This is a genomic window from Paenibacillus sp. CF095, assembly GCF_900101225.1.
Classification (GTDB): Bacteria; Bacillota; Bacilli; order Paenibacillales; family Paenibacillaceae; genus Paenibacillus.
In genome coordinates this window covers 72,478-99,301 of sequence record NZ_FMZN01000009.1, presented here as the reverse complement: position 1 = coordinate 99,301, position 26,824 = coordinate 72,478, and the positions used below count along the sequence as shown (strand labels likewise).

The window sequence follows — 26,824 nt, the reverse complement described above, 5'->3', positions numbered from 1 at the left end:
TTATCTTATGAATACATCACGTTCCCGTTCCGAACTTCTATACGCAGAAGCACTTGAACATATTGTTGGGGGTGTTAACAGCCCTTCACGATCGTTTAAAGCCGTTGGTGGCGGTGCACCTGTATTTATGAAAAAAGCTCAGGGCGCCCACTTCTGGGATGTCGATGACAACCGTTATATTGATTATCTGGCCGCCTACGGACCAATTGTTACAGGACATGCCCACCCTCATATTACGCAGGCAATTACGGAAGCAGCAGCAAATGGAGTACTGTACGGTACCCCGACAGAGCTTGAGATCAAGCTTGCCAAAATGCTGAAAGAAGCCATTCCTTCCATGGATAAAGTTCGTTTTGTAAACTCCGGTACGGAGGCGGTCATGACTACGATTCGGGTCGCTCGTGCCTACACCAAACGCAATAAGATTGTAAAATTCGCCGGATGTTACCACGGTCACTCGGATCTGGTGCTTGTGGCTGCCGGTTCTGGCCCTTCTACGCTCGGAATTCCTGACAGTGCGGGAGTTCCAGCCAGTATTGCACAAGAAGTCATTACTGTGCCTTACAATGATCTGGAAGCCCTGAAGGATGCTTTGGAGCGCTGGGGTGATGATGTTGCCGCAGTCATGGTTGAGCCGATCGTTGGGAACTTCGGTATGGTTATGCCGGAGCCTGGCTTCCTGGAAGGCCTCTGTGCCATGACACGGGCTAACGGCTCATTGGTGATCTATGACGAAGTCATTACGGCTTTCCGTTTCCATTACGGTTCTACTCAGACGTATGTCGGACTCGATAATCATGCGGAGATTGAACCGGATCTGACGGCTCTTGGTAAAATTATTGGTGGGGGCCTGCCAATCGGTGCTTACGGTGGACGCAAACACGTTATGGAGCAGGTTGCCCCACTCGGACCGGCTTATCAGGCGGGAACGATGGCTGGTAACCCTGCATCCATCTCAGCTGGTATCGCATGTCTGGAGGTCCTGCAAGGTGAGGGTGTATACGAAGAGATGGAACGTCTTGCTATCGACCTGACGGCAGGTCTGCAAGCTTCTGCTGACCGTCATGGAATTGCACTGACGATCAACCGGATCCGCGGTGCGTTCTCCACCCATTTCTGTGACCATCCGGTTACGAATTATGATCATGCTCAAGACACGGATGGAGAGCTGTTTGCTTCCTTCTTCCGTCACATGCTGAACCGTGGCATTAACCTGGCTCCATCCAAATATGAGGCTTGGTTCCTGACCACGGCCCATACAGACGAGGATGTTCAGGCTACATTGGAAGCCGCAGAAGCTTCCTTCAAGGCGATGGCTCAGGAATAAATCGGATTATTCCCATTCACAATATAGCGTACAAGCTGTATGGTCGATGGATTAACAACTCATGGAAAAGGCGTCCAACAAGTGATCAATTTGTGTGGACGCCTTTTGTTATATACGGACAACACTCCGATTCTTCACGTTATTTCTGCCTGATCTGAAGTTTCAAAATTTCCTCCCGGATCTTCTGTATCCCTTCCTCGATTCGCTGCTTCGGCACATTGGAGATGTTCAAGCGCAGCATCTGATCCTGATGCGCCTGATATGTTCCCTCCGGATAATACCGTTCTGTCGTATCAACGATGACTCCGTGCTTTTGAAGCCGGGACAGCAGAACACGAAGCGGCATATCACCCGCCAAAGGCAATACGGTATGCTCCCCACCTGTTCGAGGAGCGTCCATAAACGGAGCAAAGTCTGGATATGTGTCCAGTTGCTCATGCACCGTGTGCATCCGGGCAGCATAGCGGTTACGAATCACTTTCCTGTGATGAGCAAACATTCCGCTGTGGACATAGATCTCCAGCGCAGCTTGAGACAAAACGGAAGTGTCGATATCGAGCATTTTTTTGTAAGCCCCAAAAGATTGAATTAGTGGTGAGGGCAGAACAGCTACACCAATGCGCAGACCTGGAAACAAAATTTTGGAGTAACTCTTCAGATAGATGCCCCGGCCTTCGGTATCATAGGACCATAACGGGTCCTGTTTCGTATTGTCCTCCAGATCAGCCAGATAATCGTCCTCCACCAGATAGACATCGTACCGCTGTGCAAGCCGGATCAGTTTCTTTTTCTCAGCAACAGTCAACGATGTGCCAATCGGATTGTGAAAGCGCGGCATGACATAGAAAAACTTGATATCTTCCTCAGCGAACTGACGTTCAAGCGATGCCCAGTCCAGCCCATCCAGGGCACGTCTCACACCGGCAATCGGCACATTTAATCCACTCAGTAGCGAGGGCATATTGTGATAGGTCGGTAGTTCAAGCAGTACTTTTCTCTTTCCATTAGGAAAAGGCATCAATGCAAGTACAGCCAGTGCCTGTTGCACACCTGATGTGATAAAGAACTGCTCCGTTCTCGCAAACACCTGATAATCCGCAAACTGCTTCTGCAACAGCATGATAAGCGAAGGTAATCCCTGATCCGTGCCATACATAAATAACTCTGCCTGTTTCTTCTCCATCGCCTGATCCACACAATGACGAAAGTCTGCATAAGGGAACACCCTTGGATCGGGAGCAGCTGAAGCAAAGTCCAACGCTCCCTGCCAGTCCATGTCCTGAGCACCTGTCCCGTTCTGTACAGCATAATAACCGGATTGAGGTATGGCGTACACCAAATGCCGCTGTTCCAGCCACTCATATGCTCGAATTGCTGTACTTACACTGCATTGATATTTTTCTGCTACAACTCGAACTGCTGGCAGTCGAATGCCCTTATCCGCCCACTGGCGACGATCCTGCTGCTGCATCTGTTCCTGAATCCATTGCTTTAACGCTTCGGCAATCACTTCGTATTTTCTCAATGCACCCATCCCTCTCCAACAACTGTACCGATACAGTTCAACCTTTTATCTATTGTAGCACGATGCACCCGGCAGTATATTGAATAAGGCCAGGACGTGCCTCGAACCTGACATAATTCAGGATAATGAAAGATAAAACGCTATGACTACTGTATTGGAGGAGCATTCATGAACACAACATACACTCGGGGATATGCTTATATCGCAGCTATACTGTACGCAGCTATTATAGGTCTATCTTTTCTATTTGTTAAAATGACCGTCACTGTTGCACATCCGATTGATGTGCTTGCCCACCGATTCGCGCTGTCGTTGATCGTTGTCAGCATTCCTATCATTTTTGGCTGGATCAAAATTCGACTTAGCCTTCGTGATCTGTGGAGAATTATTCCGCTGGGGCTACTATCTCCCGTTTTATTTTTTGCCTTTCAAGCCTTTGGACTTGTATCTTCCAACTCATCGGAAGCTGGTATTATTCAAGCTATGGCTCCTGTATTCACACTCGTTCTCGCTTCAGTTTTCCTGAAGGAACGCACATCTACGATGCAGAAGATGTTCCTGCTTCTGTCTGTCGCTGGAGTAGTTTTTATCTTCATAATGCAAGGAAGCGGCATGTCTATAGGTAACCTGAAAGGCATTGCATTATTGCTGTTATCCACAGTCTGTTTTGCAGGGTATGGTGTGCTTGCAAGACCATTAACCCAGAAGTACAAACCAATGGAACTAACATGGGTCACATTAATGGTTGGCTGTATTGTATTTAACGCCGCTTCCCTGATCCGTCATGCTTCCAGCGGTTCCATGATGGACTACATCAAACCACTTGGAGATACATCCTATCTGGGTGCGCTCGCTTATCTGGCAATTCTCTCCACCATGATCTCCACCCTGCTCGCGAGCTATGCTCTGACCCATCTGGAGGCTTCGCAAATGAGTGTATTCAGCAATCTGTCCACGCTCATCTCCATCGTAGGAGGTGCATGGATACTGCATGAACCAGTGGGTAGCTACCACTATATTGGTGCATTGTTGATTATCGCTGGTGTGCTTGGCACCAATATGAGTGGTCGCAAACATAGGCTGGTCAGTGGAATCAAATCAGATTCCTTACATTGAGACAGCGCAGAAGTTGGTTCGCCGGTTCAACGAGTTATACGCTCCCCTCCTCCCCGAACCCCGCATTTTGACTGGAAAGCGGCCCGGGAAACGATGTTAGAGGTAAGAGAAGCCATGGGTATTCGTTATTTCGACTGACAGTATGAAGCGCTCCAATCCCGTTAACACTGCTGAGGACAGTCTATTGGGAAAAGGGGACCCCTCAGCATGAAACGAACACAACCTTCTTTTTTACAAGCTATGATGTTGATCATGTTGTCCGTTGGCTTGATCAGCCATGTTCTGATTATTCCTGCCCTTTTGGCTACGGCCAAAAGGGATTCTTGGATTTCCGTCCTGTTATCAGCCGGACCATTTCTGATATTTGCGCTAATGCTCGCTTATGTCTCTCGTTTCCTCCAGCATCAAACCTTGCATGAATGGTTAACATCCCGTCTCGGCAAGCCCATTGGCATGTTATTTCGAGTTGGGAACAGTCTCTTTTTTCTGAGCGCAATCTATTTCACCCTGCACGATACCACCACTTGGGCCAAAACAAATTATCTGACAGAAACGCCAATTCTGGTAACCAGTATTGCCATCATGTCTCTCTGTGCCTATGGGGCATATAAAGGCATACGCTCACTGGCATTTACGGCAGGATTGATCCTTCCACTAGTGGTACTGCTGGGCTTCTATGTTGCAATTGTCAACACTCAATACAAGGATTATAGCCGTCTCCTGCCTGTGTTAGAACATGGCTGGCATCCGGTGCTGAATGGCATGATTTACAGTCTTGCAGGCATGTTTGAACTGGTGTTCATCTGGTATATCCAGCCTCATCTCTCCAAACGTATACGTGTATGGCAGTATCTGATGCTCGCACTCATTCTTGTGGGACTGACTGTCGGCCCACTCATCGGGGCGATTGTGGAATTCGATCCTTTTGAGGCTGCCAAAATGAGATATCCCGCCTTTGAAGAATGGCGAATTGCCTCCTTGGGCAAATACATCGCCCAAACCGACTTCTTTTCCATCTACCAATGGCTCGCAGGCTCGTTCACCCGGATTAGTCTCGCCATGTATATTGTAGTAGAAATATGGAATATTAAGAGCTCTACCAGAAGGCTTATCAGTTGTATCTCGTTAGGTGTCTTCTTTATTCTAACCATGTTGTATCCTCTGGATGATATGACCTTCGAAAAGCTTCTGGTCGAATACATATTTCCGTTCAATCTCTTGTATCTGAGCGGACTTGCGATTATCGCGACGACGGTTGCCTTTATCCATTCACGCCATCAGAGGAGGAAACATCATGGAGCATCAAGCGATTGACACCACGTCCCATGAAACACTGCTTGCCTCTTTGAAAGAGCAGTTCAATCCATGCGCAGATGTTGTTATTCAGACCTTTCCTGTCAAAGATGAATCCGATCAGCCAGTCATTTTGCTCTATTGCGAAGGACTGGTCGACGGCAAACAAATCAATCAATTTATTATTCCCCGTCTGGAACAACACTCCCTGATCATTGAGGAATCACATCCCCACGAACTGGGATTAACCTTAAATCCGATTGAGGATCTCACTGATTCCAAGAAACTTAATCTGTTGATTTTTAGTGGACAACTACTGATCATTTTTGGTAATGCTGTGCAGGCCTGCAGTCTGGATATCGCTGATATCCCGGGACGCAGTCCAGAAGAATCAGCCATTGAAACATCTGTTAAAGGCCCGCGCGATGGATTCACCGAAGAACTCACTACCAACGTGGCCCTTATTCGCAAACGAATGAAAACATCTTCGATGTGTTATGAGAAATATGTCAAAGGTGGTCGTACCCAAACTGCCATTGGACTTCTATATGTAAAAGATATTATTAATCCAGACATTCTGAAAGAAGCACAACACAATCTGGATCAGATTGAGATTGACGGCATTCTGGGTACCTCAATCATGGAGCGAGCTGTCATGGGAGGGATTCGGAGTATTTTTCCACTCACAGATAATACTGAACGTCCTGATTTTGTCGTCGATTCCCTGTTAAATGGACGTTTTGCCGTTCTCATTGAAGGTTCTCCTGTGGCGGTCATCGCACCAACTACACTTTTCAATCAGTTGAAGTCCCCGGAAGACAAAAGCACACCTTTTTTCATCGTTACCTTCGAACGGATTTTGCGTATTTCCGGTCTGCTGATTGCCTGTTTCTTCCCAGCCTTCTACATCGGCCTGACCAGTTTCAATGTGGAACAAATTCCGCTACCTCTCTTGGCTACAATTGCTGGTACTAGAATGGGCCTGCCCATGCCGGTGACGCTGGAAGCCTTTTTAATGATTTTTATGTTCGAGCTATTTAACGAAGCCGGTCGGCGGTTACCACGTGCGTTAGGGCAGACGGTCAGCGTGGTCGGCGGACTTATCATCGGGGATGCAGCCATTCGTGCCGGGATTACATCGCCCACCATCATAGTTACGGTAGCGATCTCAGTCATCTCCAGCTATATTCTCGTGAATACCGTGCTCAGCGGGGCTACTGCACAAATTCGTATCGGAATGCTTATTATTTCTTCGATCCTTGGATTATTTGGATTTATGATCGGACTGTTCGCTCTGTTGGTACACCTCGTATCGTTGGAGTGTTATGGCGTATCCTATCTGTCACCCGTATCTCCCTACATTCCAGGAGACTTCACTCAGGCCGTATCCATGCCCCCTTCCATGAAAAAAAACAAGCGTCCAGAAGCACTTCACACCCAAGATTCCACTCGCTGGAGAAAACGGTCATGACCAGATGGATGTCCATGAGTGGCCTACTTGCGGGGTGCTTGATCCTGCTAACGGGATGCTGGGATTCCAAAGAGGTGCAAAGTATTAACTTCATCACGGCCATTGGAATAGACTATGTGGACAACCAATATATTGCGTATGCCCAGTTGATTGACTTCTCCAGTATTGCAAAACAGGAAACGCCAACTTCCCGGGAAACAAGGGATATCTGGATTGGACGGGGCGAAGGTTCAACACTGAGCATGGCTATTAACGACTTGTATGAAACATCACAGCAGCAAACGCTCTGGACTCATGTTAAAGCCATTGTTTTATCGAAAAATGCTCTGGAAGGGAAGCTGGAGGATATATTTAATACGTTGCTACATTCAGGTCAACTGAGATATACACCCTGGATTTACGCGACAGAGCAGAACATTCCGGATGTGCTCTCCCCATCTGCGCTGCTGAACCAATCTGCCCAGACGATTGAGTTATTCGAGCCCATGAGGCTATACAAACAGCATTCCGGTTTCGAACCTATCCGGCTCCATCAGCTTCTCGATGGACTACGGGAGCCGGCTTCCGTCGTTCTTTTACCCTCGGTATCAACGAGAAACGAGACCTGGTTCAACGGCGATAAAACGCCCCCCCTTGTTAGAATGGATGGATTTTATGTCATTTCCAAAGGCAAAAGTCAGGGTAGAGTTGCAGGAGCAGACACAGATGGTACAAGATACGTAAATTATGAGCGTGTTCATCAATATCCATTGTACGTGTATGGGAATGGCGGGAAGACTCCTGATGTAACCCTGATGCTTCGTCATCCCAAGACGAGTATCAAGGCAAGGAAACAAGGAGAGGGCGTCACATTCGATCTGGTTACCTCGGTTAAAAGCTCCATCACCGAAGATCATGGGACTCCTCGGTCTCCACATGCCATGGAACAGGAAGCGGAGAAACAAATCGAATCCCAAATCCGAGATACGTTCGAAAAAACTAAGTCACGCAAGATCGATTCATACGGTCTCGTGGAACACCTCTATCGCCACAATCTGCCCTTATGGCAAAAAGAAGTCTACAACCGGGCGGATCCACTCAAACGTTTTAAGCTTGGAAAAGTGGAGGTTCACGTGGATATCCTAAATGCGAGCACGTATAAATACAGCGATTAAATGAAGAAAAAGAAGCCCCGTGCCTGCATTGGATGCAAGGTTACGGGGCTTCTTACCATCTCCAACTATGTTGTCGATTAGGGAAGTTATCCTAATGGATACGCCATGACACTCATCAAAGCCAATTCAGGCTGGGTCGTGTCCAAACGACTGTACTGGATAATAACGGGGATGTTGCTCGAAACAGTAATTGCATAAGGTACGCCCGGCGGAATAGATTGCTCCCCGGATCGTAGCGATGCAGTGCGAATATGCTTTGTCCTTCTCGCTGGCACTTCAGCGACCATACCTTCGAGTGGTTCTCTGTCTTCAAAATAAATCGTGATGTGCAGCTCCGCATCCGTGGCACTGGTGTTCAGTACACAGATGCTCTCATGACTCTCCAATGTGCCCCGGCTCTCCGGGGGAATGTAACCATCTGGAATGACCCAGTAGGTGTGACCTGTAGCTGCTGAAAAATTCTTACGGGCAGATGTGCCTAATTCTGTCTGGTCAGGTGTCATTGAAATACATCCTCCTTTTTTGCGATTGCAATTTAGGTTAAAAATCCGTGGGCTCGCGCGGCAGTCGCTTCGGTGGACGGATCGGGCTGTGGGCCACTGTTGGCTCGGGATTTCTATTCATTTCCCCCTCAGCAGGGGAAATCCCGCTCCAAAGGCGGACGCTTCGCTCCCTCTACCCGATTCCGCCCTCCTCCGCTGCTACGCTCGCCTGTTTTTTAAAAGATTATTGCCTTCGCTCTTTCGCTGGGCAACTTTTGCTGGCTCGTTACTTCGTTTAACTTGCTACAGCTTTTAAACCCTGAATAGCTGCGGGGCAGTCGCTTCGGTGGGCAGATCGGGCTGCGGGCCGCTGTTGGCTCGGGATTTCTATCCATTCCCCCTCAGCAGGGGGAATCCCGCTCCAAAGGTGGACGCTTCGCTCCCTCTACCCGATTCCGCTCTCCTCCGCTGCTACGCTCGCCTGTTTTTTTAAAGATTATTGCCTTCGCTCTTTCGCTGGGCAACTTTTGCTGGCTCGTTACTTCGTTTAACTTGCTACAGCTTTTAAACCCTGAATAGCTGCGGGGCAGTCGCTTCGGTGGGCAGATCGGGCTGCGGGCCGCTGTTGGCTCGGGATTTCTATCCATTCCCCCTCAGCAGGGGGAATCCCGCTCCAAAGGTGGACGCTTCGCTCCCTCTACCCGATTCCGCCCTCCTCCGCTGCTACACTCGCCTGTTTTTTAAAAGATTATTGCCTTCGCTATTCGCTGGGCAACTTTTGCTGGCTCGTTACTTTGTTTAACTCGCTACAGCTTTTAAACCCTGAATAGCTCGCAGGGCAGTCGCTTCGGCGGGCGGATCGGGCTGTGGGCCGCTGTTGGCTCGGGATTTCTATTCATTTCCCCTCAGCAGGGGAAATCCCGCTCCAAAGGCGGACGCTTCGCTCCCTCTACCCGATTCCGCCCTCCTCCGCTGCTACGCTCGCCTGTTTTTAAAAGTTTATTGCCTTCGCTCTTCGCTGGGCAACTTTGTTTTTCTCGTTACTTCGTTTAACTCGCTTAATTATTTAGGGCATGAACCTATCGCAGATACATCTGCAGCGGCTGCAATTGCAACTCGCGGATGGCTTCTGCCACCTGCTGGGCAAGGCGGCGGGCGCCTCGTTCCTGAAAATGCGTGTTATCCTCCACGCCTGAGGGGAAGTTCACATACTCGCCTGGCAGTACCCACATGAAGTCGTCCTTGGTACCTTCCACTCCTGCCTGCTCGAACAGAAGACGGCTGCGCTCAGCCAGATCAATCAGCGGAACATCTTCCTCTTCCGCCAACTCACGCACGGCGATGATATAATCGCCATGTGTATCGGTCAATGTGCCATCGTCCGCAAAATAGCGACGATGCACCGGGGTTATGAGCACTGGACGAGCCTTGGCTTCGCGTGCAGCGTCGATATACTTTTTCAAATATTCCTTATATGTTGTGAATGGGTCCGTCCCACGTTCAGGGTCCGGCTTCTCATCGTTATGTCCAAATTGAATAAACAGAAAATCTTCGGGCTTGATTCGCTCCAGAATGGCGCTGAGTCTGCCTTCATTAATAAAACTGCGGGAACTTCGGCCTGACTTGGCATGATTATCCACTGCCACATCATGCTTGAACTGTGCTGGCAATAATTGGCCCCAACCACAATACGGATATCCACTTTCCGGCTGATCCGTTACGGTAGAATCCCCGGCAAGAAATACAGTCATGGTCTGATTCGCAAGAGTAATCTCCAAAGCATTAATTCTCGGTGCAGGACCAGAGAATGACAGACGAAGTCTGCCGCCGCGAACAACAACAGAGAATCTAACCTCTGCGTATTGTCCGGGAAGTGTGCGAATGGTTGGCAGTACAAGTCTACCCTCACCAGCTTTCACGCGGGTCACTGTCTCAGCCAATTCATCACCTGCAACGAGTAATACTTGGTAGGTTCCGTCGGGAACATCCACGATGAACGATGCTTTGAGCGGAATACAGAAGCCTGAACGCAATCGGGCAGACATGGTTGTCTGCCCCGGATTGATATGATGTTGTTTCGTGGGATCCGACACATCGTCATCACTAATGCGTTGTTTCTCATACACCAGAGATCCTGCCTCGAATCCGTATCCTCCGCGTTCCTCATATGCGGTTGTTGCAGTTACTTTCAGATAATCCCCTGTCTCATCTACTCTTCCCGAGTCCGGTCCAAAGTTAAACTTCCAGCTGGTCACGGACACTGCCTGGCCCTCTGCCGCTGCCTCCATGGCAACGGCCTGACTACCCTGAGCTTTATTCAAAAGCGATAACCTCCTTGGTTAACTTTCGTAAACGTTCATTCGGGCGAAGATACGAAGATACAGTAATCTGGCTTATCCTTTCAATCCGCTGGTGCTCATCCCTTGAACAATTTGTTTCTGGAAGATGAAGAACACAGCTACAACCGGAACCAGACTGACGATGGACATGGCAAACATTGCGCCCCAGTTGGAAGCAGATTCACTATCGAGGAACATTTTCAGTGCCATCGACACGGTGTATTTATCAGGCGAGTTCAGGTACAATACCGGACCGAGCAGATCCTCCCATCTCCAGTAGAAGGAGAAGATGGCTGCAGTCGCCAGAGAAGACTTGATCAGCGGCATAATAATCTGGATATACAATCTAAACTTGTTACATCCATCAATAGTTGCGGCCTCATCCAGCTCCTTCGGAATCGTTCGAATGAACTGTACCATCAGGAAGATGAAGAATGGCATTCCGAAGAATGTAGGTACAACGATTGGCAAGATAGTATTCAGCCAGCCGAGCTTCGTGAAAATGATGTACTGAGGAACCAATACCACGTCATGTGGCAACATCAGTGTTAACATCATCAAGGAGAACCAGAACGTGCGTCCCTTGAAATTCAGTCTGGCAAAACCAAAAGCGATCAGCGATGAAGATATTACGGCACCGATCGTGGAAATAACCACGATTACAAGTGAGTTGGTGATGTAATCCATAAACGGTCTTCCAGCTGTGCCTTTCCAGCCATCCACATAGTTACTCCAGATCCACTCCGCAGGAAACAGGGTATCCGCAGTGACGAATATCGTACGGCTTTCCTTGAATGAACTGAAGAGCATCCAAAGTACGGGATATAACATCAGGAGGGCAAGAGCTGCAACGAACAGGTGATAAACGGGCCATTTTACATTTCTCCAAACCATCGTTACTTCCCTCCTTCAGATTCGTAGAACACCCAGTACTTGGATGTCAGGAACACAGCCACCGTGAGTATACCGATCATGATGAGCATGACCCAGGCCATTGCCGAAGCATAACCCATGTTGTTAAACATAAACGCCTGCCGGAACAGATACAGAGAGTACAACATCGTACCGTCCATTGGACCGCCTTCACCTTTGGAGATAATATAGGCAGGTACAAACGTCATGAATGCTCCAATCGTCTGCATAATCATATTGAACAGGACGATCGGGCTAAGCAGTGGCAAGGTGATGCTGAAAAATTTCCGTATAGGATTTGCGCCATCCACACCTGCTGCCTCGTACATCTCAGTAGGGATATTTTTGAGACCGGCCAGGAAGATCAGCATGGACGAACCAAACTGCCACACAGACAGTGAGATGAGCATAACTAGAGACGCATTCGGGTCACCAAACCAGCTTATTGGCCCGATCCCGATTGCCGTTAGAGCACTGTTGATAACACCCTCATTACTGAAGAGGTTACGCCACATAATGGATACGGCCACACTACCACCGATAATGGATGGCAGGTAATACAGCGTCCGGTACGTTCCAATCATACGAGAGCCAGTGTTTAGGACCATCGCTACGAAGAGGGCAAAGATCAACCTTAACGGTACCCCAATGAATACATACAGAAACGTCACTTTGACCGAGTTCCAATATTTCGGGTCATCAAAAAACATTTTGGTGTAGTTATCAAGCCCAATCCACCGCGGAGAAGTGAACAAGTTATAACTCGTGAACGACATATATAAGGACACAAACATGGGGATGAGTGTGAAGCCCAGGAATCCAATAATAAACGGGCTTATGAACGCATATCCAGTTAAGTTTCTACGTAACGACGAATACTGCCTCAATGGAACGAACCTCCTTCATGGATCAGCTTGCTCCCTCATCCTGGCTTCGGTCATCTGGACGGGGAAAGGCCCTCGCATTTGCGAGTAGCCGCATTCCCGACCATCCCTGAAGTGGGACGAGCAAGCCATCATTCAACTGTTATTTATTGTTCGCAAGTACAGATTCGGCGTTCTTGCGGAATGTTTCTGCTGCCTGTTCAGGTGTAATTTTGCCAAAGTTCAACTCTTCAACCACATCTGCCAGAGCAGAGATTACTTCAGGTGAACCAACCGGTGGCGGAGAACTCATTGGTGAAGCTTTTGGCTCCATGGCTGCTACGAATTCAAAGACTTGTTTCGTTGCGTCACTCAGCTCAGGTGCGATAGCTTCTTTGATTGCTCCTGAGATTGGCACACCGCGCTCACCTTTGATCAGTTTGTTGGCTTCCACGTCATTCACCCAGAAATCAATGAATTTAGCCGCTTCTTCCTTCACTTTGGAGTTGGACGTTACACCCCAATACATACTTGGTTGCATATATAGTCCTTTTTCCATATCCGGTCCTGGCATTGGAGCGATTTCGAGTGGACGGTTCGCTACCTGTTGCAAGGCTACGAACTGGTTGGACCATTGCCATACGCCGATTCCTTTTTCCTTCACGAGATCTGATTCCTCAATAATGCCTTTGGTTTGGTTGGCTACATCCGGCGTAGGTGCTGCACCTTGCTCGATCATGCGGCGCATAAGTCCGAAGAACTCCACAAACAATTGGTCATCATCATAACCAAGGCCAGTTCCTTCTGCATTGTAAAGCGAATGTCCTTTGGTACGCAGGAAGTAATGGAAGAAGATATCCGGAGCTACCCCTCCATCCAAATACAGGCCTTTCTCTGCGGCTTGTTTACCCAGTGCTTCGTATGATTCCCATGTCATATTTTCAGGCATAGCTTCCGCTCCCGCTTTTTTAAGCAAAGCAGGGTCATATTGGAAGCCCAGAACGTTAACACCGGCAGGTACACCGTATTGTTTACCGTTAATTACACCTGTGCTAATAACGTTCTCGGACACATCGTCCACTTTGATCTGATTGCCCAGATAAGGCGCTAGATCCTCAAGCTGACCATTCTGTGCATATTGGCTGATGTAGGAAATATCCATCTGAACGATGTCAGGCAACTGATTTGCAGCTGCTTGTGGTGCGAGCTTTTTCCAGTAGTCATCAAATGAAGCATATTCCACGTCGATTTTGACATTCGGGTTTTTCGATTTGTACAGGTCGATGACCTTCTGTGTATATTCATGCCGTGCATCCGAACCCCACCAAGCGATCCGCAGGGTAACCGATCCATCCGATGATCCCTGTTCGCTACCTCCACCTGAACTACACGCCGCTGTAAAAACGAGCAATGCAGCCATCATCAGGAATATTGCCTTTTTCACCATGCCAATCTCCCCTTTTATGTTGATATGGTTGTGTGAACGAGTTATCCTTTTATTTCTGATAACGCTTTCACAAACTTGTTAATGTCATTTTCGCAAATGTACGACCAGAGTTGAATACACAAAACCGTCTTGTTGGTTCAAAAAACAGAGGAGGACAACAGCCTCCTCTCGGCGCTGTTCGTCCTCCCCAGACATGAATTACACGATTGGTAGTCCATTGTTATATGCCGATCCTGCGGAATTCCGTAGGTGTCATACCGGTCCACTTTTTGAACACCTGACTGAAATATTGTGAATTCCCGCCGAATCCGAACAATTCAGCAAGCTCGAACACTTTCACATCCCCGCCTCTGCGAATATGGTCACATGCGCGTTCAATGCGCAGACGATTTACGTAGTTGGAGAAATTCTCGCCTGTGACTTTTTTGAAAATCTTGCCCAGATAATCCGGATTCATATACAACATCTGATGGGCGACTCCATTGAGCGAGAGATCTGCCTCTCCATAATGACGATCCACGATATCCATCATCTTCTCCACGGCAGAAGACTGTCGACTGATATGGTTTTTGTAATAACCGGAAGTTAATCGGGCTGCACTGCTTGCAACAAAAGACTTCAAACCAGATAACGTATCGATATGCGGCAGTTCTGCCATACGCTGGGTGAATTCCGTTGCCTCCTCAGGTGGACAGACATGAACCATCGCCGAGTACAGCTGCACTACGTAAGAGCGAGTCACTTCAATTTCCAGCTGCTGACGCGATAATAGATCAAACAGACGATCCACCTCTACCGCTGTATCCTCGGTATTGCCCGATTTGATCAACTGACACAGTTGCTCCGCATCCTGTTCTACATGTACGCCGTCGCATTCTCCGGCCAGTACCAGATCATTCTTCGTAATCAGCTTGCCTTCACCGATGAAAAAACGATGGTTCAGATACTGCAACGCCTCACGAAACAACCGCCGGGACTGAATCATTCGATCTGCTTCACTCAGCGCAGCGGTCACTTCCAATTTATATAGTCTGGTGAATGCAGCACGAACCTCTTCAATACTTTCTTTCAGTCCGGCCGAATCGGCTGAATCCGCAAGCAGGATGAGGAGTTTGCCTTCAATGGTTGTGCTTAACAGGACATGTTGGAGCAGATCACTGGCTATGTTTTTGATCGCAAATAAGTGACTGTAATCATGTTCATCTACAATTCGGAACAGCAGTAACCGAACTGCGTTCTCTTCAAGCTCCAGATCAAACAGCTCCTGATAATACTCCAGATCAACCGGCCCATAGGTGCGGTTGGTCATGAACTCCAGCAGAAATTGCTCCTTCACATGTGGAAGGACACGCTGCAATCGCTGTTTCATCTCACCCGCAACATGCTCCCTCACCTGAGCATCCTGATGTTCCTGCAACAGTTCAGTTAACGCATCATGGATCTGATTCTCGTTGCAGGGTTTGAGCAAATAATGCTTCACGCCATATTGCATCGCTCTGCGAGCATATTCGAACTCCTTGTAGCCGGATAACATAATGAAACGTACTCCCGGGTATGCTTCAGATGCCTTCTCTATGAGTCCGAGACCATCCAGACCTGGCATGGAAATATCCGTAATGATAATATCGGGTCTCGACTGCCCAATTTTGTCCAATGCTTCGATCCCGTTCCTCGCCGTACCCACTAATTCCGTACCTGCCGCGGCCCAATCGACCACTTGGGAAATCCCCTCCAGAATGACACGTTCATCATCTACGAGCATCACTTTGTACATCGTCATCGTCCTCTCTGATCCAAGGTATGCTGATCGATACTACAGTTCCTGATCCGGGCTTGCTGCTCATCACCATTCCACCTTCATCGCCGAAGGTCAGTCTGATTCGTTCCTGGATGTTAGATAACCCAATGCCCTGTCCTCTTGTCTGAATACGTCCTTCGTGTAGTTCTTCCAGGAATTCCGGTGTCATCCCCGGACCGTCGTCCTCGACTTCAATAATCACCTTATCTCCATCTGCTCTCGCCCGAATACGAATCCGGCAAGGGTCAATGCTTGGTTCGAGTGCATAATGTATGGCGTTCTCCACCAAAGGCTGTAATGTTAACTTGGGGATTCGAGCCGTTCCTACCTCTGGGGCAATTTCCATGTCGAAATCCAATCTTTCCTCAAAACGCGTGCGCTGAATCGTCACGTAACTGCGGACAATGTCCAGCTCTCTTTCCAGCGTGATCCACTTCTCGGACATATTCACAGAGCTACGCAGCAGAAATCCGAGAGCCTCAACCATTTCCGAGATCTGTCGTTGCTTCTGTACTTTAGCCAGCCAGTTAATAGATTCCAGCGTGTTGTATAGAAAATGTGGATTAATCTGCGCCTGAAGCGCTTTCAACTCGGTCTCACGAATCACCAGTTGCTTGGCATAATTCTCATCAATCAATTCACGTATTCTTTGAAGCATCATCTTGAATGTGCGATGTAGCAGCCCAACCTCGTTCTGTGGAGATATCGGAATATTGCCGAGGGCAGCCTCCTCCAGTTTATCCAGATCACCTTTCTCGATATTACGCATCTTTTTGATCAACTGCGCAATCGGATGGGTAATACTGCGAGAGAATCTCGCTCCAATAATAAGCGCAGCAAGAAAAATCATAATGAAGATCACCGTGACCAACTGTTTGACAAACTGGATCTTTTTAAACATCTGGTCAAACGGGGTTGTGTACAAATAGGTCCAATCCGTATAGGAAGAATGAGCACGAGCTACAAAGTGCCTCCCCTGCTCCAACATGGCAATTCCATAGGGCTGGGTGCGCTTCAGTTCAGACTCAATCTCGGCTTCACTGACCGACGATTCTGTTGGATAGATCACTTCTTTTCCATCGGTAATGAGTAATTGGGAGTCCTCAGCCGGTTCTTGCATCTGATCCTGTACAATTCGGTCCAGCCGTACCCGGATGATCAGTGTGCCGAGGTCCTCCAATGTAAATGCTCCGCCAATAAAGGATTTCACCTGTCGGACCGACAAGAGTCGGGACTGTTTATCCCCACTGGTATGCCAGGCATTGGAGCCCGAATATTGCTGTCCCAGTGCAACCAGTTCCTTTTGCTTCGACTCCGAAATTCCCTCCCGATTGCCTGCGGCCATAACGTTATTATCATTATCGATAAATAGCATGGAATAGACGTATTTTTCGGAACCGGCATAAGCGACTAACCTGTTGGTAATTTTTTTGCGTAATCCATTTTTCTCATAACCCGTTTCTACCTTTTTCAGTTGGAGCAGATATTGCTGAAGCGGCTCGTCCGACATCACCTTGAAGGAGAGATTGGAAATTTCACGAAGTTGATTTTCAATACCTACCGAAGACATATTGAGGACCTGCGAGGATTTCTCATAGATCTGACGGTCATAGATACTGAACACATATCGGAGTACGGATGCATAAAACGTAAAGCTGATTAACATCAAAAGTCCGATGAGAAGAATCGTTTTGTGGTGAATCGGCAGTGTTGTGAAAGCGTTCTTAATTTTGCTCATCCTAAGCGCTCCTTTGGCTTGCGAAGGGTGCTATCGTGCTATGGGTTAGTAGTTTTATTGTAAGTTATTTTCATATTTACACATCCATGGTCATCTGACAAGATATATTTATGCAACATTTTAGGTCACTAAAGAAGGTATACATGTGTAAATGTATCTTGAGAAAGCAAAAAGCAGCCTACTCATTCAAAGAGCAGACTGCTTTTTGCTTTCTCAATTAAACCTGGGTTTTATTTTTTCACAAGTAATCATTAACCTATATAATCATTAATTGATTAGTTGAGCAAAGCGCATAAGTCTCATTAACATCACCGTACTCTGTGCTCGCGTTGCATTCTCCTGAGGCGCGAAGGTTCCCCCGTTCATTCCCTTAACGATCCCTGTCTCTACCAGTCGAGCTACGGCGTCAGAAGACCAGTTCGAGATATTTGATGCATCTGTAAATGAAGGAGTGGTACCTGTCAGTTGGTCATTAGGAATCTTCATCAAATTCAATGCCCTATCCAGCATCGTAGCCATCTGTTCCCGAGTAATCTGACCATCCGGGTGGAATGACCCATCTGCGAAACCATTAACCAACCCCTTACTTCCTGCCGTTATGAGTGCATTGGCATACCATTGTTCCGAATCCACATCATTAAAAGCGGAAGGCAATTCGGTTTTTACGCTACCTCCGGATAATCCCATGGCACGTACAAGCATGGCTGTGAATTCAGCACGAGTAATCGGTTGTTCAGGTGCAAAGCTTCCATCAGGCCGCCCATCAACAATCAGCTTGTTGGCCATCTGCTGAATGTCTTCGCCAGCCCAGTGCTGCTGCACATCGTTGAATACCTTATTCATACTAATAATCGTATACTCACCGCCCTGAGTAGACAATATCTCAGCTTGTGTGGCGGTAAAAACAGCAGGTACGAAATGAAGTTGCCCATTCGCATCAATTCTAACGACTGTGATCTGGTCTGGATTAAACCCAGCAGGGATCACGATAGACTTATGCAAGTAATCGTTCGAACCATCCTCTGTATCTTGCCCATTGATATCAACAGACAACGTGACTGGTTGTTTCAATACGACTCGTGCATCCATCGTTTGAGCCACACGTTCTACACGTGCCTGCGCCTCTTTGGAGCCTTCCACGATGGAAATCGTCAACGCAGAGTCTGACTGCCGATCAGCCAGACTATTTAATGGAATAGATACACTATTACCATTCACTGTTATCTGGAGTTTAGCATTGGCATCAGCTTTAACCTTTACCTGTAACGGCTGCATGGGAATCTCCAGCTTGACCGCTGTCCCTAACCCGTCGATGACTATCTTTGCTTCCGAAGCGTTAGTATTCATCACATTCGTTAATCCTTGAGCCGTTAAGATCAACCGAACGACAGGCTGACCATTAGCTAACGTTTCATCTACTCTGCGTGTGGATACTGCCTGACCGTTAATTAGCACGGTGGATTGACTCTGTTCCCCATTGGAAGGGACAACCACCGGTACAGAAGGTGCTGATGGAACAGAAGGTGTCGATGGAGTCGGTGGCTGTGGCGTAATTTTGACTGTCCAGTGTGCGTACAGCGTTACATCCCCCTCCACCACATCACTTGCAAAGTTCCATTTGAAGGTTGGATCTGTTGCATCCGTGTACCAGCCTGCAAAGGTATAGCCCGCTCGCGTTGGGGCCGGGTTCGGCTCACTCGCTTTCGCTCCGTAAGCCACCGTCTCTGTGGTCGCGGTTCCCGCTCCGCTGTAGTTCGCGTTATATGTCACAATGTAATTATTAGCCGTCCAATGTGCGTACAGCGTCACATTGCCCGCCACCGTATTACTCGAAAAGTTCCACTGGGTTGCCGGATCTGTCGGATCTGTGTACCACCCTGCAAAGGTATAGCCTTCTCGCGTTGGGGCTGGGTTTGGCTCACTCGCTTTCGCTCCGTACGCCACTGTCTCTGTGGTCGCGGTTCCCGCTCCGCTGTAATTCGCATCATACGTCACGGTGTAATTGTTCACCGTCCAATGTGCGTACAGCGTCATATTTCCCGTTACCGTATTACTCAAAAAGTTCCACTGGGTTGCTGGATCTGTCGCATCCGTGTACCACCCTGCAAAGGTATAGCCTTCTCGCGTTGGGGCTGGGTTTGGCTCACTCGCTTTCGCTCCGTACGCCACTGACTCTGTGGTCGCGGTTCCCGCTCCACTGTAGTTCGCGTTATATGTCAAAATGTAATTATTAGCCGTCCAATGTGCGTACAGCATCACATTGCCCGCCACCGTATTACTCGAAAAGTTCCACGGGGTTGCCGGATCTGTCGGATCTGTGTACCACCCTGCAAAGGTATGACCTGCTCGCGTTGGGCTTGGGTTCGGTTCTTGAGCGAGTCCACCATCCCTCACGATATTTTTCGAAAAAACGTTACCCTGTCCATCCATAAAATTGACCCTGTATGCCACCTCAATAGTAACCGGCTTGGATGTATTCATTTTGAACTCACTGCCCAATTTTGGGATATAATCTGCTGTAAATGTATGCACACCGAGTCCCAGAGTAGAAGAGTCTAATGAATACTCCGCTTTGCCGTCAGCAAGTTCTACCTGTGTCAACGTTGAGCCGCTTGATTTAAACACGATATCCCCGTCCAAATCCTCTATGGGACTCCTCATGTTTACAATCAAGTTAACCGTTTCATTCATCCCAACCTTACTATCAGTAACGCTGAGATCCACTCCGGGGGTATAGGTAATTTCTTTTAGCTGGTCAAAAGTCACTTGTACGATTTGGTTACCTTGCCCTTTTAAGGTAACTCGCTCACTACTGCCATCCACTGTGATTTCTTTAATATAGCGAGCGCCTGAGAAGATTTTATGATTAATCAAGGCCCCTTTTTGGTTATACACTGCAACATAAAATACAAAGTTATTATCTTTATCGCTGTATATCCAATAAGTGAGGTCGCCCCATTTAATTACTGGACAACTTGGTGAACTTGCTTCGGTAGTAGGATCTGAACAAACGACCTTCGCTACATCAGGTTTTACCAGTTGGTTGCCTTCTGTTTCTGGACGCATTTCAACTGAAGGTACACCTTCAAACACCATTTGTCCCGCCGCATGTATGGGCAGAACTGGCCAAGTAAAACACAGTAGAATGAATGCCATCATGCTTAGCATCAATTTCTTAATAACGCGCATGTTTCTCCTCTTCTCTCGTAAATTTTTCATGTAACCCCATCAAATATGTCTAAACTATGATTTTTACACAATAATAAGGCTTTTCCTCCTCTTATACTAGCTACATTATAGGATCGCTCTGAACAACTTCTGAACAAAAAGGACAACCCGTTGAGTCAGCCAGTGAAACATCCGATATCCTTTTTGCCCTCTCATCTTCACGGGCCATTTTACTCAATAATTTTCAGAAAAATGCAAAAAAGACAACCTGCTTTATAAAAAAGCAGATTGTCCTTCATTCCATTCATATTCGTATATTACGGATTAACAAAAACAGTTTTCAGCTTCGCTACATATTGCACATCAAAGCCAAGACCTTCAGCTACCATGGCAAGTGGTACATATGTTTTGGACTCCTTGCCTACCTTATTCAGGAATGCAGGTGTATCCACAGTAACCGATGCTCCATTTACCTTCACAGCATTGGCACCAATCTTCACAGCAACCTTTCGGTCTCCATATGTAATGGTTGCGGTTGAAGTCTTGTTATCCCACACCGTAGTAGCACCCACAGCGTTCACGATGTCTTGAATCGCCACAAAGTTTTTGCCGTTACGGATAATCGGTTTGTACGGAGTATTTAATGTTTTGCCACTCACGATAATATTCATTGGTTCACCTGTGGCAGGTGCAGTCAACTTGGTGTAATCTCCCCAGATCGTTTTGGCAAATACTTCGGCAATGGCCGCATATCCAAACTGATTCGGGTGGAAATCACGATCTTTGATCATATGAGTCATGGTGCCTTCACCGCCAACAAACTCCTTGGCCACGTGTGCGACTTTGACATCGGTACCCTGAGCAGTGAATTGTGCTGCAATGCCATCAATAGTCTGTGTGAAGCCTTGGGATGCCTCCATCAGTTTGGAATAGAGTGCCTTGCCTGCTACTTCTGGCATCGGTTGATACTGGTCGGCGATGACAATTTTAGCTGTCGGGTTAATTTCATGGATATCATTAATCGCTGCACTAACATTGGCTGTATATGTTGCGAGTAATTCTTTTACCTTCGCTTGCAGTTCCTGATCACTCAGTTTGTCTGCTGTACCGAGAAGCTCAGATACATCATTTCCCCCAATGGTAATTGCAACCAGATTGGCCTGTGCTACACTCTCACGGATTGCAGCAGTATTGGCTCCGATCTGTCCCGCTCTTGGATCAGGAAGACTTGGTTGAATGGCTTCAGAAGTCAGTGTTTTGCCATCCTTAATTGCAGTAGTGAAGTTTTTCAGTCCACTGGTTTTCAATCCGGCAATCCCGTAGTTGTCCACCTGTGTACGTCCATGCAGCAAACCCTGCTCATGGAGACGTTCTACATAACCATAAGGCAATTCTTTTGTGTTGGGCTCATAACCTACCGTTATGGAATCTCCCAATGTGACGATGCGGAACTCCTTGGTTACGGCTACTGCATCTTTCTTCGCAGTCAGCGAAGCCTCGTTAGTACCTGCTGGCAATACACCGGTTTTGGTGTCAGCCGCGTGTGCAGGCAATGCAGATGATGTAAAGAGCAGCATTCCTGCCAACATGCTTACCGTTAAACCGGCAGCTGTATTTTCCCATATACGTTTACGCTTCATTCGGGGTAACACTCCTTTTCGTGAATCTATAATTACACTTAATGTACGTGTTCAAAAAGGACGGTTTTCAGTACCGAGAAGATGGGATGAAGCTAGAAATGGAGTAGCGGAGCGTAGGGAAAACTACGTGAGCAACGGACATTTCGGCTGAATTCCATATTCGATGCTGATGATGCCTATTAGGCATCCTTGGTAATCAAAAGCGGACTTTTTGAACTACCTCACTAATGTATAGTACATTGGTCATTCCAATGACATTGAGTCGTGTTACTCTATTCTATCATTTTAAAGTAGGCGTTGTCCTCTCTGCTGAGAGCACACATGAAATAACAGACTCCCTGATGGGGAGCCTGTTATTCGTGAAGCACAGCTATAACGTTCAGTAGTTAAGATTGCGGCTTATTCGAGTCCTCAGAATTCGAATGACCCTTGTCGCTCGCCGTTTTGTTCCCGGTAGCTCGCTCCAGATACCGATCATAACGATCATCCACTTCGCGTGCCATCTTCCGGTACTTTAACGTTTCCTCGACAATTGGATCACGTTCCGTCTGGATTCGCACTTCATACTTGGGAGGAATCAGCTGGCGTTCACGCTGATCGGTGTCGCCGGACTCTTCCATGTCCCCTTCCGTCAGCATATCACTGAGCCGTCGTTCCAGTTCTTTGGATTCATCCATTGTTTTCGCTCCTTTAATTAAAGTCATACATGCGTAACTATTACTTTTGTACTTTCACTTCGTGTACAGAACCATCTTCCGATCGCTGTTATCCCCAGATTTCTTTGATTCCCTTTTCCAAGGTAGAAATCCGGTGATAAAGGCGAGCGCTCCGCTTCTTCAGATGCTTTCTATCCCCTCCGTTAATGTACAATTAAAAGTAATTAAAGCATCGATAAGTTGAATAGACTCACTCCAGACCAGTAGCTTTCGCTTCCTTCAGCACATCCGTCAGTGCATCATGGATTTTGCCATTGCTGGCAACGACATGGTTCACAGACAGTTGGTAAGGCGTTCCGATGGTATCCGTCACCTTGCCACCTGATTCTTCAACCAGCAGCGCACCTGCGGCAATATCCCACGGTTTCAATCCAACTTCGGTGTAGGCGCTGAGACGTCCTGCGGCAACATACGCCAGATGAAGGGCGGCAGATCCGCCTGCACGCAAGTTACGAACTTGCGGAGCAAGCGCCTGTACAGCGGCCATATTCAGTGGCAACGCAAAGGTTGTGTCTGCCGGAAAACCAACCGCAATCAGGCTCTGAGCCAGTTTTTGTTCACCAGATACAAGCATCCGGTTTCCGTGAACATATGCTCCTTTCCCTTTTTCCGCAACAAACATTTCATCACGGGAAGGGTCGTAGATCACGCCGACAATGACTTCACCATTGTGAGCCAATGCAATGGACACCGAATAAAACGGGAATCCGTGTACAAAGTTCGTCGTTCCATCCACAGGATCAACAATCCACAGGTACTCTTCTTCCTCGGCCTCTTTCAGTGCTTTTGCCGAAGCTTCCGGTCCCGGTTCGACGCCTTCTTCACCCAGAATGGCATGGTGGGGAAAATGCGTGAGAATCAGGCGGCGGATCATCTGCTCCGCTCCTTTATCCACTTCGGTCACCAGATCTTGGGGTGAATATTTGGTGCCAAGTTCAGCTACCGTCCCAAGACGGCTTTTGATCCATTCGCCAGCTTTGGAAGCTGCATTAATGGCAACGGCAGTATAGCTTTTGCTTGTCACGACATAAGGTGTCTTTTCCTTCTCATTCAAAGCGTTCACTCTACTTTCTATATCAATCTACGAAAAGTTGAAATACTTGTTAAAAGTATACGCCCCACAGGTCGTAAAGTTTCTCGTTGCCCAGGCCCCTTTTGGCACTACGGATGAATGATGACGGTAGACTCGTCCACCCACTCCACACCCTCTTCGTGATAGAATGCCAGCTTCTGCATCAGTTGCACAAGAGCCTCATCCTTGCGTTTCGCCTCAATCATCACGTCAAGCCTCGGGGTATCTGCCGCGATATGACGCAAGAAGTCGAGCACAGGCTCTACCTCCACACCATCGGCATGACCTCGCAGATCCTTCTCACTCTTTGGACTGGAGACATGGATTTTGGGTGGCAATGGCTGATCAGCCGGTGAATCTGCCTGCGCGAGCGGTGAATCCCAGGTTTTCAGGATATCAGGCCACAGATCCCATGCCTGTTCTCCTTCGTTGTTCACCCACTGGTGATGGATATCCAGTACCATGGGCAATCCCAAGTGCTGGCACACGGCTAGTGTCTCAGGCGCATTGAACGTTTTGTCATCATTTTCGAGTGTGAGCCGCTCCTGGATGTCCCGATCCAGCTTCAAAAAGTTTTCTTCAAAACGAAGCGCTGCCGAAGGCTTGTCCCCGTATGCACCACCAATATGTATATTGTTCTTGGCAGTGGCATTCAGCCCCATGGCATCCAGCATCCGAACATGATGACGAAGGTCGCGAATCGAGTTGTGCAGAACTTGCTCGCGGGGGGTACTAAGTACGGTAAAATGATCCGGATGAAAGGACACACGCATATGATTTTCCTTCACAAATTCGCCAATGGCCGCAAAGTCCTGCTTCAGTGCCGGGAACGGGTCCCAGTCATTCAGGTCCTCGTGTGTTGCCAGTGGAATCAATTTGGAAGAGAAGCGATATACATGAATATGGCTACCCTTGTTGTGCCTGAGCAAACGTAATGTATTGTGCAGGTTCTCGGCTGCAATCCGTTCAAGCTTGCGGATCGCTGCTTCCCTGTCATCGATTTTGTTAAAACTCGACATGGTCATGGTCCGGGAAGGCGAGGCGTTCTCTATAAGCACGGACATTGCCACGTAACCAAAGCGTACGAGCATGAATCTCTTCCTCTCTATTAGGGCGGAGAACCCGCACGGCATATTCAGCCGTCAGGATGTACCGTCACTGTATATAACCAAGTTTTACCCTAAAAGAGTGACCATAATCGTATTCTGGCAAATCAGTCCTTCCGACCCGCACTTACAGTCAACAACTACTCCTGTGCTTGCTCCCCAAAGAACATCTCATCCGCAAGGGCAGTCTGAATGCGTGATTCTTCCTCAGTCAACTTGCGGATGAGTTGCATCTCCACCTCGGTAACCTCTTGCCCCTGGAAGTTGATCTCTGCAATGGAAACCACGATCTTGACGATGGCCACAGCCACGTTATCCGGTGTGTATGCAATCACTTTCTGGCCGGTAGGAAATACCCGGAAGCCCTGTTTGACCATTTTGCCGCGTCCGTATTCAAGCAGTTCGAACAGCTCCTGCTCATTCTTGAACTTGCATACGGAATTGAATTCAGTCTGAAATCCCATGCATATCCCTCCTGATCTTGTGGTCGCAGGCTACGCCTGTACGCCGTTCTCGTAATTCAGTGCCTGCTTGCGGTTGTAACGCTCCAGTGCCAGCTCAATCATGCGATCCAGCAGTTCGGCATACGATACACCTGTCTCACGCCAAAGAAGTGGATACATGCTGTATGGTGTGAAACCAGGCATGGTGTTGACTTCATTAATAAGCAATGCGCCGTCATTTTTCCGAATGAAGAAGTCGGCACGTGAAATACCGTTACCTTCAATCGCACGGAACGCCTGCAAAGCTGCCTCGCGAATGCGATCTGCGGCCTCTGGGTCCAGTGGAGCTGGAATCAGCATCTGTGATTGACCATCAATATACTTGGCTGCATAGTCATAATACTCCCCGGATGATACGATCTCGCCTGGAACGGAAGCCATGGGCTCGTCATTGCCGAGGACGCTGACCTCAACTTCGCGGGCTTCAACGAACTCCTCTATGACAACCTTCGTATCATACCGAAGTGCGAACTCGACAGCTGTCTTCAGCTCATCGCGGTTACGTGCTTTGGAGATGCCTACACTGGAGCCCAGATTCGCCGGTTTGATAAAACAAGGATACCCCAGCTGATCTTCGACCTGTACGATCATTTCGTGCTCTGTCTGCTTCCATTGTGTCGCGTTAAAATACGTAAAGGCACATTGGTCAATGCCGGCCTGTGCAAACAGCTTTTTCATGACCACTTTGTCCATGCCGCCAGCCGAAGCCAGTACACCTGCACCTACATATGGCATATCCGCCATCTCGAACATGCCCTGAATGGTGCCATCCTCTCCAAACGTACCGTGCAGCAGAGGGAACATCACGTCCAGCGCTTCTGCTCCGCCATACAAACGGCCAAACAGGGCGTTCAGCGCATCCTGCGTTCCACCCGCCGATTGCTCCAGCTTCAGATCTTCAATCTGCGCGAACGGCGCATGCATGACAGGTCCTTTTTTCCACGTCCCCTGCTTGGAGATATAAAAAGGAACCAGTTCATACTTTTCATAATCAAATGCGTTTGTTACAGCAAACGCCGTTTGCAGCGACACCTCATGCTCGCCTGATTTTCCGCCGTACACGACGCCTACTTTTAATTTATCCATACTCATGTGTACCCTCCGATTATCTGTGCCTGATGCTGTCATGTTTGCATGCTCAACACCCTTGTTAT

General features: G+C 48.0%; 21 protein-coding genes. 5 read left to right on the top strand and 16 right to left on the bottom strand.

The annotated features are described in order from the left end of the window. Positions 1–7: 7 nt before the first annotated feature. Positions 8–1,327, top strand: a complete 1,320-nt coding sequence (locus BLS69_RS30395; protein WP_091039057.1) for a glutamate-1-semialdehyde 2,1-aminomutase — start codon at positions 8–10, stop codon at positions 1,325–1,327. Positions 1,328–1,466: 139 nt separating this feature from the next. Here BLS69_RS30395 and BLS69_RS30390 read toward each other — a convergent pair whose 3' ends face one another. After that, a complete protein-coding gene (locus BLS69_RS30390) occupies positions 1,467–2,861 on the bottom strand; it encodes an aminotransferase-like domain-containing protein (RefSeq protein WP_091039055.1) in 1,395 nt (464 codons plus the stop codon). A 159-nt stretch (positions 2,862–3,020) separates the two neighbouring features. Here BLS69_RS30390 and BLS69_RS30385 point away from each other — a divergent pair, with 159 nt between their 5' ends. The 4 genes from BLS69_RS30385 to BLS69_RS30370 all read left to right on the top strand — a co-directional run bounded on the left by BLS69_RS30385 (position 3,021) and on the right by BLS69_RS30370 (position 7,886). Further along, positions 3,021–3,968, top strand: a complete 948-nt coding sequence (locus tag BLS69_RS30385; protein ID WP_091039054.1) for a DMT family transporter — start codon at positions 3,021–3,023, stop codon at positions 3,966–3,968. 207 nt (positions 3,969–4,175) lie between these two features. Continuing rightward, the gene (locus BLS69_RS30380) at positions 4,176–5,282 is read left to right on the top strand and encodes a GerAB/ArcD/ProY family transporter (protein ID WP_091039052.1); all 1,107 of its coding nucleotides are present in this window, start codon (positions 4,176–4,178) and stop codon (positions 5,280–5,282) included. Continuing rightward, positions 5,263–6,732, top strand: a complete 1,470-nt coding sequence (locus BLS69_RS30375) for a spore germination protein (RefSeq protein WP_091039050.1) — start codon at positions 5,263–5,265, stop codon at positions 6,730–6,732. Before BLS69_RS30380 ends, BLS69_RS30375 begins: the two co-directional genes overlap by 20 nt. Beyond that, positions 6,729–7,886 (top strand): Ger(x)C family spore germination protein, encoded by a 1,158-nt coding sequence (locus tag BLS69_RS30370; protein ID WP_091039048.1) that lies wholly within the window; start codon positions 6,729–6,731, stop codon positions 7,884–7,886. Before BLS69_RS30375 ends, BLS69_RS30370 begins: the two co-directional genes overlap by 4 nt. 86 nt (positions 7,887–7,972) lie before the next feature. Here the strand turns inward: BLS69_RS30370 and BLS69_RS30365 are convergent, their stop codons facing one another. From BLS69_RS30365 to BLS69_RS30300, 15 genes are all read right to left on the bottom strand, one after another. After that, a complete protein-coding gene (locus tag BLS69_RS30365; RefSeq protein ID WP_091039046.1) occupies positions 7,973–8,389 on the bottom strand; it encodes a sensory rhodopsin transducer in 417 nt (138 codons plus the stop codon). Positions 8,390–8,769: 380 nt separating this feature from the next. Beyond that, entirely contained in the window at positions 8,770–9,015 is a 246-nt protein-coding gene (locus BLS69_RS32005) for a hypothetical protein (protein WP_143023646.1), read from the bottom strand. Positions 9,016–9,447: 432 nt separating this feature from the next. Continuing rightward, positions 9,448–10,656 carry a rhamnogalacturonan acetylesterase gene (locus tag BLS69_RS30360; RefSeq protein ID WP_091039085.1) on the bottom strand — a complete coding sequence of 403 codons (1,209 nt, stop codon included), beginning with the start codon at positions 10,654–10,656 and terminating at the stop codon, positions 9,448–9,450. A 105-nt stretch (positions 10,657–10,761) separates the two neighbouring features. Continuing rightward, the gene (locus BLS69_RS30355; protein ID WP_091039044.1) at positions 10,762–11,601 is read right to left on the bottom strand and encodes a carbohydrate ABC transporter permease; all 840 of its coding nucleotides are present in this window, start codon (positions 11,599–11,601) and stop codon (positions 10,762–10,764) included. Positions 11,602–11,603: 2 nt separating this feature from the next. Beyond that, positions 11,604–12,506: a carbohydrate ABC transporter permease gene (locus BLS69_RS30350; protein WP_091039042.1), complete on the bottom strand. Its 903-nt coding sequence runs from the start codon at positions 12,504–12,506 to the stop codon at positions 11,604–11,606. Between the two features lie 139 nt (positions 12,507–12,645). After that, positions 12,646–13,929 carry an ABC transporter substrate-binding protein gene (locus tag BLS69_RS30345; RefSeq protein ID WP_091039041.1) on the bottom strand — a complete coding sequence of 428 codons (1,284 nt, stop codon included), beginning with the start codon at positions 13,927–13,929 and terminating at the stop codon, positions 12,646–12,648. A 220-nt stretch (positions 13,930–14,149) separates the two neighbouring features. Further along, complete coding sequence (locus BLS69_RS30340) at positions 14,150–15,703, bottom strand: response regulator transcription factor (protein ID WP_091039038.1); 1,554 nt, start codon at positions 15,701–15,703, stop codon at positions 14,150–14,152. Continuing rightward, positions 15,678–17,465, bottom strand: coding sequence for a sensor histidine kinase (locus tag BLS69_RS30335; protein ID WP_091039037.1), 1,788 nt, complete (start codon positions 17,463–17,465; stop codon positions 15,678–15,680). Before BLS69_RS30335 ends, BLS69_RS30340 begins: the two co-directional genes overlap by 26 nt. 267 nt (positions 17,466–17,732) lie before the next feature. Then, positions 17,733–20,654 (bottom strand): InlB B-repeat-containing protein, encoded by a 2,922-nt coding sequence (locus BLS69_RS30330; protein ID WP_176873178.1) that lies wholly within the window; start codon positions 20,652–20,654, stop codon positions 17,733–17,735. A 296-nt stretch (positions 20,655–20,950) separates the two neighbouring features. Continuing rightward, on the bottom strand, positions 20,951–22,273 hold the full coding sequence (locus BLS69_RS30325) for an SGNH/GDSL hydrolase family protein (protein ID WP_091039033.1): 1,323 nt from the start codon (positions 22,271–22,273) through the stop codon (positions 20,951–20,953). Positions 22,274–22,659: 386 nt separating this feature from the next. Next, entirely contained in the window at positions 22,660–22,950 is a 291-nt protein-coding gene (locus BLS69_RS30320; RefSeq protein ID WP_091039031.1) for a hypothetical protein, read from the bottom strand. 229 nt (positions 22,951–23,179) lie between these two features. Further along, a complete protein-coding gene (locus BLS69_RS30315; protein ID WP_283945900.1) occupies positions 23,180–24,043 on the bottom strand; it encodes an inositol monophosphatase family protein in 864 nt (287 codons plus the stop codon). A gap of 107 nt (positions 24,044–24,150) precedes the next feature. Continuing rightward, positions 24,151–25,152, bottom strand: a complete 1,002-nt coding sequence (gene uvsE, locus BLS69_RS30310; RefSeq protein ID WP_091039028.1) for a UV DNA damage repair endonuclease UvsE — start codon at positions 25,150–25,152, stop codon at positions 24,151–24,153. A 155-nt stretch (positions 25,153–25,307) separates the two neighbouring features. Then, on the bottom strand, positions 25,308–25,631 hold the full coding sequence (locus BLS69_RS30305; protein WP_036614107.1) for a hypothetical protein: 324 nt from the start codon (positions 25,629–25,631) through the stop codon (positions 25,308–25,310). Positions 25,632–25,661: 30 nt separating this feature from the next. After that, on the bottom strand, positions 25,662–26,762 hold the full coding sequence (locus BLS69_RS30300) for a D-alanine--D-alanine ligase (protein ID WP_036614110.1): 1,101 nt from the start codon (positions 26,760–26,762) through the stop codon (positions 25,662–25,664). Positions 26,763–26,824: the final 62 nt, after the last annotated feature.

Excerpts from the sequence above, each read along its gene's own strand:
- BLS69_RS30395 (WP_091039057.1), top strand. The coding sequence starts at position 8 with ATGAATACATCACGTTCCCGTTCCGAACTTCTATACGCAGAAGCACTT.
- BLS69_RS30390 (WP_091039055.1), bottom strand. The coding sequence starts at position 2,861 with ATGGGTGCATTGAGAAAATACGAAGTGATTGCCGAAGCGTTAAAGCAA.
- BLS69_RS30385 (WP_091039054.1), top strand. The coding sequence starts at position 3,021 with ATGAACACAACATACACTCGGGGATATGCTTATATCGCAGCTATACTG.
- BLS69_RS30380 (WP_091039052.1), top strand. The coding sequence starts at position 4,176 with ATGAAACGAACACAACCTTCTTTTTTACAAGCTATGATGTTGATCATG.
- BLS69_RS30375 (WP_091039050.1), top strand. The coding sequence starts at position 5,263 with ATGGAGCATCAAGCGATTGACACCACGTCCCATGAAACACTGCTTGCC.
- BLS69_RS30370 (WP_091039048.1), top strand. The coding sequence starts at position 6,729 with ATGACCAGATGGATGTCCATGAGTGGCCTACTTGCGGGGTGCTTGATC.
- BLS69_RS30365 (WP_091039046.1), bottom strand. The coding sequence starts at position 8,389 with ATGACACCTGACCAGACAGAATTAGGCACATCTGCCCGTAAGAATTTT.
- BLS69_RS32005 (WP_143023646.1), bottom strand. The coding sequence starts at position 9,015 with ATGGATAGAAATCCCGAGCCAACAGCGGCCCGCAGCCCGATCTGCCCA.
- BLS69_RS30360 (WP_091039085.1), bottom strand. The coding sequence starts at position 10,656 with ATGGAGGCAGCGGCAGAGGGCCAGGCAGTGTCCGTGACCAGCTGGAAG.
- BLS69_RS30355 (WP_091039044.1), bottom strand. The coding sequence starts at position 11,601 with ATGGTTTGGAGAAATGTAAAATGGCCCGTTTATCACCTGTTCGTTGCA.
- BLS69_RS30345 (WP_091039041.1), bottom strand. The coding sequence starts at position 13,929 with ATGGTGAAAAAGGCAATATTCCTGATGATGGCTGCATTGCTCGTTTTT.
- BLS69_RS30340 (WP_091039038.1), bottom strand. The coding sequence starts at position 15,703 with ATGTACAAAGTGATGCTCGTAGATGATGAACGTGTCATTCTGGAGGGG.
- BLS69_RS30335 (WP_091039037.1), bottom strand. The coding sequence starts at position 17,465 with ATGAGCAAAATTAAGAACGCTTTCACAACACTGCCGATTCACCACAAA.
- BLS69_RS30330 (WP_176873178.1), bottom strand. The coding sequence starts at position 20,654 with ATGCGCGTTATTAAGAAATTGATGCTAAGCATGATGGCATTCATTCTA.
- BLS69_RS30325 (WP_091039033.1), bottom strand. The coding sequence starts at position 22,273 with ATGAAGCGTAAACGTATATGGGAAAATACAGCTGCCGGTTTAACGGTA.
- BLS69_RS30320 (WP_091039031.1), bottom strand. The coding sequence starts at position 22,950 with ATGGATGAATCCAAAGAACTGGAACGACGGCTCAGTGATATGCTGACG.
- uvsE (WP_091039028.1), bottom strand. The coding sequence starts at position 25,152 with ATGCTCGTACGCTTTGGTTACGTGGCAATGTCCGTGCTTATAGAGAAC.
- BLS69_RS30305 (WP_036614107.1), bottom strand. The coding sequence starts at position 25,631 with ATGGGATTTCAGACTGAATTCAATTCCGTATGCAAGTTCAAGAATGAG.
- BLS69_RS30300 (WP_036614110.1), bottom strand. The coding sequence starts at position 26,762 with ATGAGTATGGATAAATTAAAAGTAGGCGTCGTGTACGGCGGAAAATCA.